The organism is Acidithiobacillus thiooxidans ATCC 19377 (assembly GCF_009662475.1).
GTDB lineage: Bacteria > Pseudomonadota > Gammaproteobacteria > Acidithiobacillales > Acidithiobacillaceae > Acidithiobacillus > Acidithiobacillus thiooxidans.
In genome coordinates this window covers 1,079,319-1,098,594 of record NZ_CP045571.1, presented here as the reverse complement: position 1 = coordinate 1,098,594, position 19,276 = coordinate 1,079,319, and the positions used below count along the sequence as shown (strand labels likewise).

The 19,276-nt window shown below is 50.6% G+C and carries 18 protein-coding genes and 1 pseudogene; 8 read left to right on the top strand and 11 right to left on the bottom strand.

Annotation, left to right across the window (positions count from 1 at the left end; translation table 11 throughout):
- Positions 1-15: 15 nt before the first annotated feature.
- From GCD22_RS18915 to GCD22_RS05700, 5 genes and pseudogenes are all read left to right on the top strand, one after another.
- Positions 16-438: pseudogene (locus GCD22_RS18915) on the top strand (methyl-accepting chemotaxis protein); the annotation flags it as partial.
- A gap of 12 nt (positions 439-450) precedes the next feature.
- The gene (locus tag GCD22_RS18910) at positions 451-864 is read left to right on the top strand and encodes a CZB domain-containing protein (RefSeq protein ID WP_404812155.1); all 414 of its coding nucleotides are present in this window, start codon (positions 451-453) and stop codon (positions 862-864) included.
- Positions 865-874: 10 nt separating this feature from the next.
- A complete protein-coding gene (locus GCD22_RS05710; protein ID WP_010640337.1) occupies positions 875-1,831 on the top strand; it encodes a chemotaxis protein in 957 nt (318 codons plus the stop codon).
- Positions 1,832-1,856: 25 nt separating this feature from the next.
- Positions 1,857-3,200, top strand: coding sequence for a methyl-accepting chemotaxis protein (locus GCD22_RS18705; RefSeq protein WP_031569817.1), 1,344 nt, complete (start codon positions 1,857-1,859; stop codon positions 3,198-3,200).
- 19 nt (positions 3,201-3,219) lie between these two features.
- Complete coding sequence (locus GCD22_RS05700) at positions 3,220-3,519, top strand: hypothetical protein (protein WP_031569819.1); 300 nt, start codon at positions 3,220-3,222, stop codon at positions 3,517-3,519.
- 265 nt (positions 3,520-3,784) lie between these two features.
- Here the strand turns inward: GCD22_RS05700 and rluB are convergent, their stop codons facing one another.
- The 7 genes from rluB to GCD22_RS05665 all read right to left on the bottom strand — a co-directional run bounded on the left by rluB (position 3,785) and on the right by GCD22_RS05665 (position 10,101).
- Positions 3,785-4,636 carry a 23S rRNA pseudouridine(2605) synthase RluB gene (gene rluB, locus GCD22_RS05695; RefSeq protein WP_031569821.1) on the bottom strand — a complete coding sequence of 284 codons (852 nt, stop codon included), beginning with the start codon at positions 4,634-4,636 and terminating at the stop codon, positions 3,785-3,787.
- A gap of 91 nt (positions 4,637-4,727) precedes the next feature.
- Positions 4,728-6,035, bottom strand: coding sequence for a sulfide:quinone oxidoreductase (locus GCD22_RS05690; RefSeq protein WP_031569823.1), 1,308 nt, complete (start codon positions 6,033-6,035; stop codon positions 4,728-4,730).
- A gap of 150 nt (positions 6,036-6,185) precedes the next feature.
- Complete coding sequence (scpB, locus tag GCD22_RS05685) at positions 6,186-6,683, bottom strand: SMC-Scp complex subunit ScpB (RefSeq protein WP_031569825.1); 498 nt, start codon at positions 6,681-6,683, stop codon at positions 6,186-6,188.
- Positions 6,676-7,503 (bottom strand): segregation and condensation protein A, encoded by an 828-nt coding sequence (locus tag GCD22_RS05680; protein ID WP_139112107.1) that lies wholly within the window; start codon positions 7,501-7,503, stop codon positions 6,676-6,678. Before GCD22_RS05680 ends, scpB begins: the two co-directional genes overlap by 8 nt.
- Positions 7,500-8,711, bottom strand: coding sequence for a tryptophan--tRNA ligase (locus GCD22_RS05675; protein ID WP_010640321.1), 1,212 nt, complete (start codon positions 8,709-8,711; stop codon positions 7,500-7,502). The genes GCD22_RS05680 and GCD22_RS05675 overlap by 4 nt, the downstream gene beginning before the upstream one ends.
- A complete protein-coding gene (locus GCD22_RS05670; RefSeq protein ID WP_024892661.1) occupies positions 8,711-9,370 on the bottom strand; it encodes a site-2 protease family protein in 660 nt (219 codons plus the stop codon). Before GCD22_RS05670 ends, GCD22_RS05675 begins: the two co-directional genes overlap by 1 nt.
- 86 nt (positions 9,371-9,456) lie before the next feature.
- Entirely contained in the window at positions 9,457-10,101 is a 645-nt protein-coding gene (locus tag GCD22_RS05665) for an L-threonylcarbamoyladenylate synthase (RefSeq protein WP_244947585.1), read from the bottom strand.
- Here GCD22_RS05665 and GCD22_RS05660 point away from each other — a divergent pair.
- Together GCD22_RS05660 and GCD22_RS05655 are read left to right on the top strand one after the other, a co-directional pair.
- The gene (locus GCD22_RS05660) at positions 10,100-10,798 is read left to right on the top strand and encodes a 7-cyano-7-deazaguanine synthase (RefSeq protein ID WP_158006057.1); all 699 of its coding nucleotides are present in this window, start codon (positions 10,100-10,102) and stop codon (positions 10,796-10,798) included. The two genes, GCD22_RS05665 and GCD22_RS05660, sit on opposite strands and share 2 nt — an antisense overlap.
- 37 nt (positions 10,799-10,835) lie before the next feature.
- On the top strand, positions 10,836-11,672 hold the full coding sequence (locus GCD22_RS05655; protein WP_024892658.1) for a ferritin-like domain-containing protein: 837 nt from the start codon (positions 10,836-10,838) through the stop codon (positions 11,670-11,672).
- Here GCD22_RS05655 and GCD22_RS05650 read toward each other — a convergent pair.
- The gene (locus GCD22_RS05650) at positions 11,669-11,917 is read right to left on the bottom strand and encodes a hypothetical protein (protein ID WP_051690468.1); all 249 of its coding nucleotides are present in this window, start codon (positions 11,915-11,917) and stop codon (positions 11,669-11,671) included. The two genes, GCD22_RS05655 and GCD22_RS05650, sit on opposite strands and share 4 nt — an antisense overlap.
- Positions 11,918-12,495: 578 nt before the next feature.
- On the opposite strand from GCD22_RS05650, the gene GCD22_RS05645 reads away from it, so the two are divergent.
- Positions 12,496-14,661, top strand: coding sequence for a mechanosensitive ion channel family protein (locus tag GCD22_RS05645; RefSeq protein ID WP_226831511.1), 2,166 nt, complete (start codon positions 12,496-12,498; stop codon positions 14,659-14,661).
- On the opposite strand, the gene proB is transcribed toward GCD22_RS05645, so the two are convergent.
- The 3 genes from proB to guaB form a co-directional block, all read right to left on the bottom strand.
- A complete protein-coding gene (gene proB, locus GCD22_RS05640; RefSeq protein ID WP_024892656.1) occupies positions 14,655-15,815 on the bottom strand; it encodes a glutamate 5-kinase in 1,161 nt (386 codons plus the stop codon). The genes GCD22_RS05645 and proB overlap by 7 nt on opposite strands.
- Positions 15,816-16,128: 313 nt before the next feature.
- A complete protein-coding gene (gene guaA / locus GCD22_RS05635; RefSeq protein ID WP_031569833.1) occupies positions 16,129-17,673 on the bottom strand; it encodes a glutamine-hydrolyzing GMP synthase in 1,545 nt (514 codons plus the stop codon).
- Positions 17,674-17,676: 3 nt separating this feature from the next.
- The gene (guaB, locus tag GCD22_RS05630; protein WP_024892654.1) at positions 17,677-19,137 is read right to left on the bottom strand and encodes an IMP dehydrogenase; all 1,461 of its coding nucleotides are present in this window, start codon (positions 19,135-19,137) and stop codon (positions 17,677-17,679) included.
- Between the last annotated feature and the right edge of the window lie 139 nt (positions 19,138-19,276).

Here is a 19,276-nt window from a genome sequence, read left to right as displayed (position 1 = left end):
AGGGAATAGAGTACTATGGATGAATTTTCGGAAAGTAGCTCCAGAAATGCGACCCAAAATGCGCGTATACTCACCCATACATCCGCCGAAGCTGCTTCGGCCATGGAAACAGTCAATAAAAACCTGACGTTACTTACAAAAGCCATTGATGATAACCATCAAGCCTCGCAGTCCCTCATGAATCAGGTAGTTGCAATCAGCCGCATCGCCCAGACTATCCGCGAAATTGCTTATCAAACCAACCTGCTGGCATTAAATGCCGCCATTGAGGCCGCTCGTGCCGGAGAACATGGTCGAGGTTTTGCCGTAGTAGCTGATGAAGTCCGGAATTTATCCAAACGTGTCCAGGATGCCACAGACGAAGTGCAAAACAATATAACAGCCGTCAATTTAACGGCAAAAAATATTGATAGTGCCGCACAGAACAATCAGCAACAGGCGCAGCAATCCATGGATGTGACGCGCAATCTGCAAAAAGAAATAAAAAATTTACGCACGCTAGCGGTATCCATGACCCTGGATGCCGCCCGTCAAAGTCATGAAGCATTGGTTCACCGCCTGCAAAATGCCGTGAGTGATAATGGGTCACCAATGAGTCCGGATGATCTGCAGGACCAACATCAGTGTGCTCTGGGCTCATGGTATGAAGGAACAGGGAGGCAGCTTCTGGGCAATGAAGCTGAATTTGTCGCCCTGGCCGAGCCGCATCGGCAATTCCATCAACGCGCGCGGGAACTACTGGCTGCACATCAAGCCGGTGATCAGGAAAGTACTGGCAAATTACTGCGGCAGGTCCTGGATAGTCGGGATAATATTTTCCAGCATATGGACGCGCTAAGCGCGATCATTCAAAAAACCTATTGAGGATTGGATCATGAATCAGTTACTGCGGGAAGTTGATGAACGCGCCCAGCTTGCGGGCACCAACAAGTTTGAGCTGCTGGTATTCCGTCTCGGCACGGATCCCAAAATCAATAGCCGCGAACTTTTTGGGATCAATGTGTTCAAGGTCCGTGAAGCACTGGTCATGCCCAAAATCACGCCCATGCCCGGTGCGCCTGAGCATGTGATGGGCGTCGCCAACATACGTGGACAAATCATTCCCGTGATTAATTTACCAGAGGTGGTCGGCTGCAAAACAGACGGATTAAATATTCTGCTGGTTACAGAATATGAGCGTTCTGTGCAAGGATTTGCCGTTGAAGATGTCGAAGAAATTGTCCGACTGGAGTGGAGTCGCGTACTTTCTGCGGAGGGTGCCTCAGTAGGCGGCCTGGTCACCAGTCTGGCACGGCTTGATGAGGACGAAGAAACCGCACGCCTGGCTCTGGTGCTGGATGTGGAACACATTCTTCGTCAGGTATTACCTTCGCGTTTCAAAGCCGGAGATGAACTCGTACAACAACATGCCATAGAAATTCCCAAAGGTGCCGTCATTCTTTATGCCGATGATTCTGGTGTCGCGCGCAATCAGATCGAAAAAACCCTGAAAAGTTTGGGCTTGGCTTTTATAGGAACCAAAACCGGCAAGGAAGCACTTGAACGTTTAAAACAGCTCGCGCAAGATGCCAAAGCGTCAGGCACCCCACTTCGTGACAAGGTCGCACTGGTTTTGACGGATCTTGAAATGCCCGAAATGGATGGATTTACATTGACCCGTCATATTAAAGAAAATGAAGCCCTCCGCGATGTACCGGTCGTCATTCACTCATCGCTATCTGGTACCGCCAATGAAGCCCATGCGCGCAGTGTCAACGCGGATGGCTACGTAGCAAAATTTTTACCGGATGATCTGGCTCGCGCTATTACGAGCGTTATTCATTCTCACTAAAATCTCACCATGACGAGGCTACGCCATGTCCACTGAAAACCATACTCTGCTTTCCCTGTTTTCTGCCTGCCTGGATGGTGACGCAGAAACGGCACAGTTAATTCGAGATGATCCTGAACTCGGAAAAACCATTACGCCGATTTGTGACTGGCAAAAAGCACGTCTTTGGCAAAGCTGTAAAGTTCTGGATCATCAAGTTACAGCCCTGGAGCAAACTGCTGAAAGTCACTTGCTGGGTATGGACTTAGAGCAGGATTTACGTACTGCACAGCTGGATAGCCAATCCCTGTATGATCAGGCCGATGCGGTCATAAAAGCGGTGCGCAGCACGGCAGACAGTATTGGCTCCAACCAGTCGCTGGCCGAAGCGACCTTACATGATGTGCAGATGGGAAACGAACGGCTTTCCGTGTTAATTGGCGAAATGGATCTCGTCGAGCAAACCGTCACATCCATGGGGGAAACTGTACAGGCTTTTCTGCAGCAAACCCGTACTATTACCACATTGGCAGGCAAAGTGCAGGAAATTGCCAAGCAAACCAACCTGCTGGCTCTCAATGCGGCTATTGAGGCTGCACGCGCCGGGGAACATGGGCGCGGTTTTGCGGTAGTTGCCGATGAAGTCAAAAAACTGGCGCAAAGTTCTGCTCGTGCTGCTGCTGATATACGTAGTTCTGCAACCACCATAAACAAAGGAGCCATACAAGTTGAAACGGGCGTCAGCGCCAGTGTGGAACATTTGCGTCGTGGCGGAGATGCTCTCGAAACCGTTGCCGAGGTCCTGGGTATGGCCAACCAGTCTGCACAAAAAACCCGTGGAAACATTGAAAACATTGTCAGTGGGAGTGCCCGGGAAGTTGTCGCCGCAGAAAGCATGGGTACACACATGAATGCATTGCAGCAGTCCATGGGACAATTTGCTCAGCAATTCCAGGCTATCCGCCAGTGTCTCGACCATGTTCGTGATGAACTGGCGCACGCCAGTGAAGCGGCCATGCAGGGTGATCCGGCACTGGCCACTCGACTGACCGTGGTTAAGGCAGACCATGTTTTATGGGTCAGCCGAATTCTGGAAGCGATTACTGATAAAGCCAGCCAAATTGATATCAACAACATTAAAGACCACCACCAGTGCCGTTTAGGGCAATGGATGGACAGCATGCTGGAAACTCCCATCGCTCAATCCGAAGCCTTTATTGCTGTACAGCAGGTTCATCCGCAAGTACATAAGTTGGGAATCGCCATTATTAATGCCTTAAAAAAAGGAGATAATGCCGCCGTTCATACTGGTGCCGATCAGCTGAAAAGTCTCAGCACCATGGTGCAACAACAACTGGACAAACTGCGCGACCATGTCATGGGTCACTAAAAAATAACTACGAGATATCATGGCAAAGGACAAGAAAGAAGAACCAATAGTTGATCAGAAATTCAAGCCCAAGCGCCGCAGTAGCCCTACTGCCAGCGTAAAAAGTTGGGCGATCACCTGGTTATTGGCCATTATTGCTGCTGAATGGGGATTGCTACCCCAGCCCTTGGGATTCGGTGGGGAGTTCCCTTTCTGGATACCTATAATAATGGATGTATTACGTTTTTTTGTTATATGGTTCGCAGCACATATCATCACTCGGATAATTTTTGCTGCTTGGGAAATTATCGGTGAATATTATCAAGCTTCAACGAAATAGTTTGACAAAAAAACCTATGACCTCTGAAAGAATAATAAACAAAACTGTTGTCATCCATGAAATATTCGCATCATCCTTCTCCGGATCAAGGCACTGTGCCCGCGTAACTTCTTGAATCTTGTTTTCCGGTACCAATAAATAAGTCCGCACCTCGTTAACGGGGCTTCTGGATTGGGTCGTGAGTTCCATATGAACACTCTCTCAGCATGCTTACACGAGCAAAGTAACACAAATATTACATATGAATCAATTATAATACATTCGTTCAAAATTTGTACCTCGATGAACGAGATGCCCCTGGATGCCGCTCCGATGATGATCTGTTTGAGTTGTGCGATTTGGAATCTGCCACTCCATGCTCGGTCATCGGCCTTGCCGGATTCACCCATTTGACGCTAGCCAGCAGATTATCTCGTTCTTCATCGGGTAATTCATCAAAATAACCATTTTTGAGTAAACGTGGCATTTCCACCACGCCATAGCGCACTCGAATCAAACGACTGACTGCCAGACCCAAGGCTTCAAACAGACGGCGCACTTCCCGGTTGCGACCTTCAGCAAGAGTGACGTGATACCAGTGATTGGCTCCCTCACCACCAGCCTCTTCAATTTTGAGAAATCGCGCTTCCCCATCTTCCAGCGTCACACCTTTCAAAAGCTGGATTTGCTGTTCGTTACTCAAAACACCCAATATGCGGACCGCGTATTCTCTTTCAATGCCCGCACGGGGATGCATCAAGGCATTGGCCAGATCCCCATCATTGGTGAGAAGGAGGAGTCCTTCCGTGTTATAGTCTAAACGGCCAACGGCCACCCAACGACTGCCACGCAACTTGGGCAAGCGATCAAAAACAGTTGGACGACCATCGGGATCATTCCGGGTAGTCAGCTCCCCTGCTGGCTTGTGGTAACGCAGCACCCGCAGTCGCGGGCGAACCCAGGAAGGAATCCGCAAGGCTTCTCCATCTACCGATATTTTGTCCTGCGGTGTAACCCGATCCCCCAGTTTGGCGACCTGACCATTCACCTGAATACGACCGGCAGTAATCCATTGTTCCATAAGTCTTCTGGATCCCAGACCAAAGCGTGCCAAAACTTTTTGTAATTTTTCATCCATTGTTCAAAAATCTCCGGGCATGCCTCATGGTAGTTTTCAGGATAAAAAACCCCGCGCGAGGCGGGGTCTGATGTTTTGCTGCGGGTGATGCTCAGGAAGCTTTACGATGTGGCGGTACTTCTTCCTTGAGGCGGGTGATGCCCATCATCTTGAACAGCACTTTTTCATAGAAAGGTTCGGAAACACCCATTTTCATCTTGCGAATGAAATATTTTTCAAAGGCCACCTTGGCCAGATGCACCCAGCGACCATAGGCAAATACGTCAACCTTGCGGGGACGCAACTGCGGCAGAGCTACGAAAGCTGCGCCGCGATCACCCATGTCAGCAAAACAGACGGCATTCCAGGTACCCATGGTCTGCTCACCTTTACGACCTTCCAGGTCCGCTTTGATATTGTGCACCGCAGCAGAAACCATGGATTCGATCATGTAGCCGGTTTTCGGGGCCCCAGTAGGCACCGGTGTGGCTTCCACCGGAGGAATCGCAATGGCAATGCCAGCAGCGAAAATGTTGGCGTACTTTTTGCTGCGCTGGTGTTCGTCTACCAGCACAAAGCCGCCCGGATTACACAAGCCTTCAACACCCGCTACGGCAGGAACCCCCTTGAAAGCAGGAATCATCATGCCGAACTTGACTGGCAAGGTGAATTCCTTGGCTACTTCACCCTTGTCATTGACCTGGGTGACAAACATTTTGCCACCTTCTACTTTGGTGACCTTACAATTGGTGTAGGCTTCAATACCTTCTTCCTTGAGCCCCTTGCTCAGGATTCCGGTAGAATCACCAACGCCCTGAATACCCAGGTGACCCAAATAGGGCTCACTGGTCACAAAAGTAAAGGAAGGGATTTTGTCACGCATGCCGCGCTTTTTAAGGTCAGAAGCTAAAACCATAGCATATTCGTAAGCTGGCCCGAAACAACTGGCACCGCCCATGGCACCGATCACAATGGGACCGGGTTCGGCCAGAAGCGCCTGATAGTCCTGATAGGCTTTTTCCGCATGATCCACCGTACAAATAGACTGAATGGGGCCTTCGTGCGGATCGGAGCCCGGTACATTTTCAAAAGCCAGTTTGGGTCCGGTGGTAATCAGCAGATAGTCATAACGCACCTTACTTCCGTCAGCCAGGGTAATTTCCTGGCCTTCAGCATCAATTTTTTCCGCTGCCTTGGGAATAAAATGAATGCCCTTGCGTTCTACATAAGGTTTGATGGGGAAAGCAATGTCATCCCGTTTGGTCCAGCCCACGCCCACCCAGGGATTTGATGGTACAAACTGGAAATAATCATTGGCGCTGATGAGCGTCACTTCATGCCCGGAACCCAAGGCTTCCTTCATTTCATAAGCTGCGGGCATGCCACCTGTACCTGCCCCTAAAATCACTACATGTGCCATTGGTCTGCTCCTCGTCACATTATTGACCACATCTAACCCAATGCGGATGCCGGCCTCTTTTTATTAACCGCCATCAACAAATTCCACAAAAATATGCGACCATATTATCAAGCCGTCAAATAAGTTTTTTCTAATATTAAAATAATCTTTCTATTTATCGGTCCTTACTACGGGCAAATCTCCCAAGGAAGCCAAAGCAAAATGCTGCATAAATTCAGAAGTAGTTGCCCAAAGCGCCGGACGACCAGGGCTTTCGCGGTGACCTACCACAGCAATCCAGCCAAGCTCCTGTAACTGCTGCATGATACTCGCACCTACCGATACTCCCCGCCAGTGTTCAATTTCCGGACGGGTAACAGGCTGTTGATAGGCAATAACCGCCAATGTTTCCAGCACCGCTTTGCTCAATGGGCGGGGAGCCTCTACATGCAAGCGCGCTAACAGCCCATGGTGGCGAGGATGAATCTGCAGACGATATCCACCTGCAACGGCGATCAGCTGCATGGGGCCTTCACCAGCGGCCAGTAAAATCTCCAGTGCCGCTTCCCAACCCGCATATTCCGGGTCGTCGGCGAAAATGCCAGCGAGCTGTTCCCGCGACAGTGGTTCTGCACTGGACAAAAACAAAGCCAGCAAGGCCTCACGCATGCTGCGGAACCTCCATGCCCGCGATACTTACCTGCCAGCCACCGGCGCCATCATCATGCAGTTGCAAGGCTTCCTGGCGCAATAACTCCAGAATGGCCAACAAGGATATAGCCAAGGCCTGCCGACTTAACTCAGGCAACAACTCAAGCAGTTGCCAGGGACGCTGATCCCGACGACAGCAAAGCAGCACTTCCACCATGCGCTGCCGCAAACCCATGGCCGGGTTGGAAAGATGATGGACAGTTTGATCACGTCGCTCGGGGCGCCGCTGTATACGCAACCAGGCCGCAGCAATATCACCCAGTTCGATCAGAGGCAGAGACGGAGGCAAGTCATCATAGGAGACCGGGTTGGCCATCCAGAAATCGCGCCCTGACTGCGGCAAGGATTGGAGGATTTCTGACTGGCTTTGCACCAGCGCCAAGGCCTCAAGACGACGCACCAGCTCCAGTCGAGGGTCCATTTCTTCGTCTTCACAGGCGGGTGGTACCGGAAGCAGCATTCTTGCCTTGATTTCCGCCAACCAGGCGGCCATCAGCAGATATTCTGCTGCCAGCTCCAGATTCCGCCGCCGGGCTTCCTGGAGGTACTGCAAATACTGACGGGTGACTTCCGCCACCGGAATATCGCGAATATCCATACGGTTACGACGAATCAGCCAAAGCAGTAATTCAAGAGGTCCGGAAAAGCTGTCCAGAAGCAACTCCAGGGCATCGGGAGGAATAAACAAGCCCTCTGGTAAGCTGTCCAAGGGCTGACCATTGACCTGTACGGCCTGCCCCATGCCAGCATTCACCACCGTCACGTGAATATCACTCAACCAATACCCAGTTCGTGAGCCAAGCCCATGGCGGAGCGCACTTTTTCCATAGTCTGCCCGGCCCTGTTACGGGCACGTTGCGCACCAGCATGGGCAATTTCCCGCAATTGTTCCGGACGCGCTGCCCAGTATTCGGCGCGTTCGCGAATCGGTGCCAGCTCCACGAGCACTGCTTCAATCACAGGCTGTTTGCAATCGAGACAACCAATACCGGCGCTGGTACAGCCTTGTCGCACCCAGTTTCGCGTCTCCTCACTGGAATATACCTGATGAAATCCCCATACCGGACATTTTTCCGGAGTACCCGGATCAGTACGCATGACGCGCGCCGGATCAGTAGGCATGGTACGAATTTTCTTGCGAATATGTTCCGGGTCTTCCTGTAAGGGAATGGTGTTCCCATAGGATTTACTCATTTTTTGGCCATCGAGGCCGGGCAATTTGGAAGCGGCAGTCAGTAACGCCTGAGGTTCGCGAAGAATTTCACGGCCCTTCCCTTCCAGATGCGCCAATAACTGCGCCTGCATCAGCGGACTCAATCCTGCCTGCTGCCGGAGAAATTCAGCCGCTTCGGTGACGGCCAACAAATCCCCATTTTGCTGAAAACGCTGTTGCAACTGAGCAAAAGTTTTGGCAGCACGCTTGCCCATGGCCTGCAACCCTCTTTCAATCTGCTGCCGGGTTTCCGCATCACGGCCATAAAAGCTGTTGAAACGTCGAGCCAGCTCCCGGCTGATTTCCAGATGTGCCACCTGATCGGCCCCTACGGGCACCTGTTGGGCCTCATACAGCAGAATATCCGCCGTCATCAGCAGCGGATAACCGAGGAAACCGAAGGTCGCCAGATCCCGTTCCCGCAGTTTTTCCTGCTGGTCCTTGAAAGTCGGCACGCGCTCCAGCCACGACAAAGGCGTCAGCATCCCCAGCAGCAGGGCCAATTCGGCATGTTGGGGAACATGCGACTGAATAAATAGAACTGCTTTATCCGGATCAATTCCCACCGCCAGCCACTCAACCAGCATATCCCAAACGGCGGTACTGATGCCCTCAACGCTTTCATAATGGGTGGTCAGCGCATGCCAGTCTGCCACAAAAAAATAGCACTCGCCCTGATCCTGCAAGCGTACCCAGTTTTTCAGTACGCCATGATAATGACCAATATGCAAACGCCCGGTCGGGCGCATTCCAGAGACAATAATTTCTTTCATTATCCAGCACCTACTGCCAGGAAAAAATGATAAACCCATAAAAACAATGGGCCCAGTACGTTCCACAAAATGCCGGTAAAAAGCAGCACAATGAGAATAATAAACCCATAAGGTTCAACCCGGCTGAGGGCGATGCTGGCAGAAGCCGGCAACAAGCCTACGGCAACCCGGCCGCCGTCCAGTGGCGGAATCGGTATCAGGTTGAAAATGATCAGGATGACATTGATGATAATGCCCGCCTCGCCCATCAACTGCATGGGTGTAGCGACATAAGCCAGGGTGCCGGGAAGGTGTCCACCCAACCACAATATGGCTGTCCAGAAAATGGCCATCAGCAGATTGGCTGCGGGTCCGGCGATAGCTACCCAGACCATGTCCGTTTTCGGCTTTTTCAGGCCACTAAAATTCACCGGCACTGGTTTGGCATATCCAAATAAAAAGGGGGAATGAAACAGCAACAAGATACCCGGCAGGATAATCGTTCCAAAAGGATCAATATGTTTCACCGGATTCAGGGTCAGACGACCCATGAGCATCGCCGTGGGGTCGCCTCGCTTCCAGGCCACCCAGCCGTGGGCGACCTCATGCACGGTGATGGCAAACAGCACCGGAATCGCCCAGATCGCAAGGGTACGAACAAAATGTGTGATATCAAACATGGTCACTAGTATATCAGCAGGAACTACCGGCACCTAATGCAGCCCATTTGCGGAACCGTTGACCCGGTAACAGCCGTTGGCCAGAATTATTCCAACCCCAGAGCAGCCGGGTCTCCGGCCCCCTTGCGCAGCAATTGCGGGGGCCACTGCAACAAATCAATAACGGTCGAGCATTGGGCCCGCCCCTGTTCGGCGAGGATCACCTTATCCACCTGGTTACCGAGCAGCGTGCAAATTTCTTCTGGATCAATCAGCGGAATATCAGCTTCAGGCAATTGCAGTGTCGAACTCATCAAGGGTTCACCCAACTCTGCCAGGAGCATTTCACAAATGGGATGAGCTGGAATACGCACCCCGATGCTCCGCTTTTTCGGGTCCGCCAAACGCCGAGGAACGTCTTTGGTGGCTGGCAAAATAAAAGTATAAGGTCCAGGCAAGGCTTTACGCAGCAAAGCAAAAGCGCGGTCATCCAACTTGGCATATTCTGCGAGTTGGGCAATTCCCGGAAACAGGAGGGAAAGATCATGCTGCAAATCCAGCTGCCGGATACGCCGCAGCCGTTCCTGGGCGGCGCGGGCGCCAACCATGCAACCCAAGGCATAACAGGTGTCTGTCGGGAAAACAATTAACCCGCCAGCCCGTAACACATCCAGTACCGGCCCCAGCAGGCGCCATTGAGGATTGACCGGATGCACACTGACGCATGAACTCATGTTATCTTCAATCTCCATGAATACTCATACCGAAACCGCAGCGATCATACGCCAGCCCGACCCAATGTCGCCAGACCCGATGTCTCTGGAAGTGGCCCGGCCCAAAACCGCAAATTGCCTGCTGCTGATGAGCGGCGGCATAGAAAGCAGCACGCTGTTATTTCAGCTTGCCCAAACTGAGTGCCCCCAACCGGTTTTTCTGGACTATGCGCAACGCGCTGCCCAACAGGAGTGGGAAGCCGTGCAAAGGCTGAGTGAAAATCAGCAAGTCCAAGCACAACGCTATGATCTGTCCGCTTTTGGAAATGCCGTTGGAGCATTGCGCGCTGAACGGTACCATGTCCCCCTGCCCCATCGTAATTTTTTCGCTATTGCTGCCATTGCGACGATTGCCAGCAATTTGAATATTCAACGCATTGTGATAGGTCTCAGCGCTGATGATGCGCAGGTAGATACCTGCTCACGTCCCGCTTTTCAGAATGCCATCACAAACACCCTTGGCACTTTGAATTTGCAACTGGAAACGCCTCTGATTCAACTCAGTAAGGCTAGCATCATACTTGAGGGGAATCGTTTGCACGTTCCCTGGAAAAAAACCTATAGTTGCCTTCTGGGGCGCGAAAAACACTGTGGTTTTTGTCCCCAGTGCAAGAAAAGACGGGAAGCTTTTGCACAGGCTGGCGCCAATGACCAAGATCTGGGCTATAATCCTTGACCCGATTTCATCCACCCCAAAGGAGACGGCTCAATCCATGCCCGTTGCCATCCCCACTATGAGAAAGCATCCAACTTGGACTCTGGCAGATATACCCTATGCAAGCATAGAAAAAACCAGAATAGTTGATCAGACAGACTGGTTTTATCTGCTGGCAGGAGCCTCCTTTGTGGAAACGCTTTCTGACCTCTATGCCCGCAATCTGGTGGAATACTTTCAGGAGAATGCTGCGGCTACTGCATGGCTCAGCAGAGAATGGGAGCAGGAAGAAGTTCAGCATGGATTGGCCCTGAAGGCCTATGTCCTGCAGATCTGGCCAGACTTCGACTGGGAGCGCGCCTATAAAGGCTTTGTGCAAGCTTACATGCCCTACTGCCAGACAGATTTGCTGGGTCCTAGCCAGGCGCTGGAAATGGCGTCTCGCTGCGTCGTAGAGACAGGTACCGCCAGTTTTTACACCATGATTCAGTCCGCCAGCCCGGAACCGGTTCTCCGTTTACTGGCTGGGCGCATTCGTGCTGATGAAGTCCACCACTACAAATACTTTTATAAATTCTTTCAGGCTTATCAGCAGCAGGAAAAAAATTCACGCTGGCGAATTGGCCGGGAACTCTGGAAAAGAGTGTCGGAAGTCGATCAGGAAGATAGCTATTTAGCCATCAAAAATGCTTTTGAAGTAAAAAATCCTGGGCAAACTTTTTCAGGTAAGGACTTTGCGGCATTCCGGGAACGGATGGGAGACTGGGTCAGCCGCCACTACCCCTTTGAAATGGCAATTAAAATGTTGCTAAAACCGGTATCCCTACCACCCACCTTACAAAAAATGGCACTGCCCCTGTTGAAGCGCAGTGCCCGAAAGGCCTTGGCCAGTTAGGGTGACCAGGTGCGAACTTTTAACTTGTCCGGATGCAACTGCAGCCAGCCAGCGGATTCAAGATGCGCGGCAGTTTTACCCATAACGCGTACTGCCTGATATTCACCGTGAACAATAGGGTGAGGCAAAGACCCTTGCGCCAGTTGGTTATGTAAAGGGGTGACGGCATGCACAAAGCTCCCCAAGGCCATAAAAGGCGTGGCAAGCAGCAGAACAAAAACCATATTGCTGAGTGACTTTTTCATGAGAGGTCCTTTTTCGATTCAGGGAGAATGGTATGCTTAAGCAAACTGCATGCCAGTTATTAAAAACTCTCATTCCTTTAGCCGGATCAGAAGTAAAATCTTTTCTCTACCGGTAGTTACGTCATCTTCATGAATAGGATCAAATTCTGACAAAATGATTATCTTAGCCATGCACGCCCTACATACTCGCCCAGCCTGTCTCCATACCCCGACAAGCAGACGCCCCTTTTCGTTCACAGACCGGTTTTTAATGATCTGACCATACTGCGGTCATTTGGCTACAGCCTAGGGATTAGGTCTTTAATGCCAGATTATGTTATATTTATTCATCCTGATGTTTTTTGAATATTATCTTACTGCCATAAATAGGAGTTATTGTGACAGAACGAAAATCTTCTTTTTCGATACGGCACGGCTCACACTTTAAAAATAATTCCATGTACACTGTTATCATTAATATTCTTATATTTATAACATTGGTTTTTTCTTTTTCTGCTGATGCATCTACCAGCACAAAAATTGATCAGGACAGCAAAATTCTGCAGGAAATACATACACAATTAGAACAACCAGTTGATATGCAGCAGCTTCTTAATTGGCATAAAAGCACCAGCATCATCAAAGACCATGCACAGAAGTGCATCAGCGACAAGAATAATCAGCTTAAACAGACTGATAGTGGCTTGGGAATTCTCGGGCCTGCGGTCACCGGTGAACCAGAAAATCTGACGGCATTAAGAACAAAACTACTTACTCGACAAAAAGATCTGCAGGGAGAAATTGCTACCTGCAAAATTATTGCGGTAGCCAGCACTGACTTGGAACAAGAAATTGAGAAAAAGCGTGACAATCTGCATGCGCAAATACTATTACGTAAGGATCAAAATATATGGGCACAGATTAATACTTTTTGGGCTGTAAGCTCAAGTACCTGGACGCAGGAGAGAAACTACTGGTTTCATCGCAATCATCGCTTCATTTTTGCCCAGAAAAACCTTCAGGTATCCATAGCCATTGGTCTATTTGTTTTTTTATTACTGCTGATTGTACGTAAATCACTTCCCGAGAGCACAAAGCTTGGAACGCAACTATCGGCAGCGCAAAAAAGTCTCTATCACTACTTACCCATTGTTGCCGGCGTTTCCGCAACGGCACTAGCAGCGCACTTTACAGGGGTCCTTTCTCCATTTGTAGATATTGTGCTGATAACCTGGGGAGGCTATGCCTTGCTGGCGATTCTGGTCACTTGGGCATTACGTCCCAGTGGAGTCGTTTTTCATCATTTCGCCTGGGGTCCGGAAACCTTACGTTCCACATTGCGTACCCTGCGTTTTATTGCTTTTTTGGCCGCCTTTGCGGTGAGCTGGATTATTATCGCTCCACAGGATTTCCTGAACAGGCAACAACAGGCTTTATTATGGTCGATTTATCATCTTTTGGTGATCAGCGCGGTAATCCGACTGGTCATGGAAGCCGGAGGTAAAAGGCCCTTTAAAGCTTACCCTTTTTTGCGGATTATTATACTGATTGCGCTGCTGGCAACAGCTGTATTTACATTACTGGGTTATCGCAATCTAACCAACTATCTGTTTTTTGGCCTGCTGATGTCCTTGTTAGCACTGGGTATTGGCCTGTTTATTTCCTGGGGGCTCAGTGATTTCTGGAATTACACTGCGCGTAAAGATGGTCGCTGGCAACATGTGCTGAAGCTACGTCTGGGACTCAAGGATGATCAAGCACTACCTTGGCTTGGCTGGTTCAGTGCGCTGAGTCATATTGCCGTCTGGTTGGGAATTGGCGCCTTCATTCTTTACGCCTGGGGGCTCACCCATACCGGCTTCTCATTAATATGGAAGTATTTCATTACCGGGTTTACCGTTGGAACCTTTCATCTTCAACCTTTCCGCTGGATTATTGCCATTGGACTATTGATCCTGCTGATTAATATCAATACATTTGTGCAACGCTATCTTTCTGATAATTCCCGTATTATTGGTCATATGGAAAGCGGTGCACGTCATTCAATTCTGTCTATTGTACGTTATACAGGTTTTATTATTGCCATACTTATTGCCCTTTCAACAGCCGGTGTAGCCCTCCATAATCTCGCCATTATTGCGGGCGCACTGTCAGTGGGCATTGGTTTTGGATTGCAAAATATTGTCAATAATTTTGTCTCTGGGTTGATTCTGTTACTCGAACGACCGATTCGGGTGGGTGACTGGATTCAGGTCGGCAGCACTCAGGGTTATGTAGAAAAAATGAGTATTCGTTACACACTGATCCTGACTTTTGATCGTACCGAAGTCTTTGTACCCAACTCCGAGCTCATTTCTGGTCAGGTGACCAACTGGATGTATACCAACAGTGTGCTGCGCCTGATGATTCCATTTAATGTTGCCCATAGCGCGGATATTAAACTGGTCAAAGAATTATTGGTCAAGGAAGGACAAAATCATCCGGATGTTCTGCAGGATGACCCGCGTGGAATTCCTCCGACTGCCTTGTTGCTGGATGTCAGTGAAAATGCCTTGCAGTTTTACTTGCGTGTTTATCTTGATGACTGCAATAAAAGTTTTAACGTCCAAACCGATTTGCGGGCATCGGTCGTGGAGAGTTTGTTACGTCACAATATTCGTCTGGCCCACCAGCAACAGGATGTGCACTTTATCCCCAGTCAAATTCTTCCTGTAGATAAGGCTACCGGGACCATTCATGATCCACTAGAACCAGGCAATCAGTGAATTAATAAATTATCGCGATGAATCATGACCCCTTCTGCCACATCGGGGTCATCTGCAATTTCCGGACTTTTTTTACCCAGACAGCGTTGCACCACGTTAGCGTCCCAATTGACCAGGCCTCGGGCAAACACATTACCATCGGGATCCTTGCAGAGCACCAGATCACCGCGATGAAAATTACCTTCCAGAGCCGTTACCCCAACCGGTAACAAACTCCCGCCATCCTGCTTTAACGCGTGGACCGCGCCAGCATCCAGGTGCAGCGTTCCTCTTGCCCGCAAATGTCCGGCCAGCCAGCGTTTACGCGCATCCAGCTTGGGAAGTCGGGCATGAATGAAAGTACCCAGAGCTTCGCCATCGCGAATGCGCAGTAAGACATTGTCGCAGCGACCATTGGCAATAATGGTGGATGTCCCGGAACGGGCAGCACGAGTTGCTGCACGCACCTTGGCGAGCATACCACCGGTGCCGACACCCGAACCGCCACTACCGGCAATCCGTTCCAGCATGGCGGCACCAGCATTAACTTCTGTAAGTAGCTGCGCGTCCGGATTGCTGCGCGGATCGGCATTAAACACCCCATCCTGATCCGTCAGAATGACCAGCAAATCCGCATCCAGCAAATTGCTGACCACAGCGGCAAGCGTATCATTATCACCAAGATTGATGGCATTGTAAGAAACTGTGTCATTTTCGTTGATGATTGGCAAAACATTCATTTCGAGTAAGGTCAACAAGGCAGAACGGGCATTCAGATAGCGGCGTCGGCTGCGCAGATCATCGTGTGTCAATAAAACCTGACCACAATGAATGGGCATTTCATTGGGTTCATCGCACTCTCGAAGAAGTTTTTCATAGGTGTGAATCAAAGCGGATTGACCAACACTAGCGGCCGCCTGACGTTCCTTAAGATTCGCTGGTCGTTGCGACCAACCTAAACGTTGCACTCCGGCACTGACTGACCCTGATGAAACCAGAATGACTTCAATGCCGGAACGGCGAAGTGCAATAATTTGTCGGACCCAGCCGCCTATGGACTTTCGATCGAGGCCTCTTCCCTCATCTGTGAGAAGGCTGCTGCCTATTTTTACAACCCAACGTTGTGCTTTCGTTTGCAATAAATTCCGCGATTTATCCGGTGATTTATTTCTCATGTCCGCCTAAATTTCATCAAATATATTTTAATTATAACATATTATTATAAAAAAATAAACATAATATGGCAATTGCAAACTATCCACATAATTAATCCATTATTTAATCGACTATACTAATAATCCAGTCCAATATGGATGAACTATTTTTTTACCAGGAATTGATAATACCCACTCCAGCAGCTTGAAATGACGCAGTATCGCGCGATGCCATAATAAAGCCCCGCGATAAGGCAATTGTCACGATATATCCGTCTATACCAGATAACTCCAAAAAAGCCTGCATGAATGCAGGCTGGGAAATATTTTCAGATCACTCCCACTCAATGGTGGCCGGTGGCTTGGAAGAAATATCGTAAACCACCCGATTGATACCCGATACTTCATTGATGATTCGGGTGGAAATGCGGCCGAGAACTGCGTAGGGCAAATGCGCCCAGTCCGCCGTCATCCCGTCGGACGACTCTACCGCACGCAGGGCAATGGTTTCATCATAAGTGCGGGCATCGCCCATGACCCCCACACTCCTCACGGGCAGCAAGACGGCAAAGGCCTGCCAAAGCTGATCATATAATCCAGCCTCGCGAACTTCTTCCATGACAATACGATCTGCACGCCGCAATATTTCCAGGCGTGCTGCATCAATGGCGCCCAGACAACGAATCGCCAGACCAGGGCCAGGAAAGGGTTGTCGACGAATGACTTCTTCGGGCATGCCCAATTCCCGACCCAGCTCCCGGACTTCATCCTTGAATAATTCCCGGAGAGGTTCCACCAGCTTCAGATGCATGCGTTCCGGCAACCCGCCAACATTATGATGGGATTTGATGGTGGCACTGGGACCCTTGAATGAAACTGACTCAATGACATCGGGATATAAGGTGCCCTGCGCCAGAAAATCGGCACCTTCCACCTTTTTGGCTTCTTCCTCAAAAATCTCGATGAACAAATTGCCAATAGCCTTGCGCTTTTTTTCAGGGTCCGTAACCTGATCCAACACCTCCAGAAAACGTTGCCGGGCATCTATGACCTGTAATGGAATCTGAAAATAATTGCGAAAAACCGTCTGGACCTTTTCGGACTCACCGAAACGCAATAAACCATTATCCACAAAAATACAGGTCAACTGATCGCCTATGGCGCGATGAATCAAAACCGCCGCCACCGCCGAATCAACGCCTCCAGACAGAGCTGCAATGACTTTACCCTTGCCGACCTGAGCGCGGATGGTAGCTACGGCGCTGTCCACATAGGAATGCATGGTCCATTGACCGTGACAACCGCAAACACCACGCACAAAGGCCGTGAGCATTTCTGCCCCGCGCGGCGTATGGACTACTTCCAGATGAAATTGCACGCCATAAAAATGTCGCACCGGATCGCCAATAGCCGCCAAAGGGGAATTGGCGCTACTGGCCAGAATCCGAAATCCGTCTGGCATTTTTTCAATGCGATCACCATGACTCATCCAGACTTCTTCGGTGGCATCCGCGCTTTTAAAAGGCAACAAAGGCCCCGAAGCTTCCTGAATCTGCAGCTGGGCGCGCCCATATTCCCGATGTTCGGCTTTGGCGACTGCGCCACCCAGCACATGCGCCATTAATTGCAGACCATAACAAATACCAAGAATCGGCAGACCCAGCGCAAATATACCCGGATCCACCATGGGTGCATCCTGATCGTGAACAGAAGCAGGCCCTCCCGACAGAATAATGCCCTGGGGTTCCCAATTCTGTATATCCGTCAGCGACATATGATGCGGATGTATTTCGCAATAAACATGCGTTTCACGCACCCGCCGGGCGATCAACTGGGTGAACTGGGAACCGAAATCGAGAATCAGGATGCGTTCTTGCATGAGTCACTCCACCCGGTAGTTAGGGGCTTCTTTGGTAATATTGACGTCGTGAACATGACTTTCACGAACGCCAGCCTGGGTGATCTTGATGAAACGGGCGCGATTGCGTAAGGCGGTCAAGTCTTCGGCTCCTAGGTAGCCCATGCTGGAACGTAATCCACCCAGCAATTGATGAATCACCTGTCCAGCCGGCCCCTTGTAGGGAACCCGACCCTCCACACCCTCCGGAACTAGCTTGGGTGCTTCCGGGCTGGCGTCCTGAAAATACCGATCGGCCGATCCCTGTTGCATAGCGCCCAAAGAACCCATCCCGCGATAAGCTTTATAAGAGCGGCCCTGATAAAGTTCAATTTCTCCAGGCGCTTCATCCGTACCCGCCAGCAAACCACCAACCATCACCGAGTGGGCTCCGGCGGCCAGCGCCTTGGCAAAATCACCCGAAAAACGAATGCCACCATCGGCAATCAGAGGTACACCAGTATTGGCCAGGGCATCTGCCACATTACTGATGGCCGTCACCTGCGGCACGCCGACACCGGCCACAATCCGGGTGGTACAAATAGAGCCCGGCCCAATACCGACCTTCACCCCGTCCGCGCCCGCTTCCACCAGGGCCAGAGCCGCTTCACCGGTGGCGATATTGCCGCCAATGACATCCACGTCCGGGTAACGTTCCTTGATCCAGCGTACCCGATCCAGAACGCCCTGGCTGTGGCCATGAGCCGTATCCACAATGATGACATCAACCCCGGCCTCAGCCAGTGCCTGCACCCGGGCATCGGTGCCCTCCCCCACACCCACGGCCGCGCCAACCAACAAACGGCCTTGGGCGTCACGACAAGCCAGTGGATGCTCCGTGGCCTTGCGAATGTCTTTGACCGTAATCAGACCGCGTAACTCAAAGTCTTCATTAACGACCAGAATTTTTTCAATTCGATGCTGATGCAATAGGGCTTTGGTTGCATCCAGACTGGTACCTTCCGGAACAGTAACCAACCTTTCCCTGGGCGTCATCACACTACTTACGGGCGCATCCATGCGCGTTTCAAAACGCAGATCACGGTGGGTCACAATCCCTTCCAGATGTTCTCCATCCACCACCGGCACACCAGAAATACCATGCAGAGCCATAATCTGTAGCACCTCACGGATGCTGACGTTGGCACGCGTAGTGATGGGATCCTTGATGACTCCGGCCTCAAATTTTTTGACCCGTCGCACCAAAGCGGCCTGCTGATCCGGTGACATGTTTTTATGGACGATACCAATACCACCTTCCTGCGCCAGCCCGATGGCCATGGCGGCCTCCGTCACCGTATCCATGGCAGCCGACAACAAGGGAATATTGAGGCGGATGCGTCGACTCAACTGTGTTGAAATCTGGACGTTGCGGGGGAGCACTGCAGAGTGGGCAGGTACGAGCAGGACATCATCAAAGGTCAGAGCTTCGCCGATCAGTTGCATAATGGATCACCTATAACAAGAAAGGGGCCGGGTGTACGCATCCCAGCCCCGTGATAAAAGGCATCCCGAACTATAGCCAATGAGCAGCCATTTTTCCAGTATGGAGGATTGATTCGGAATTGACCGAAGCGGTCTGAGC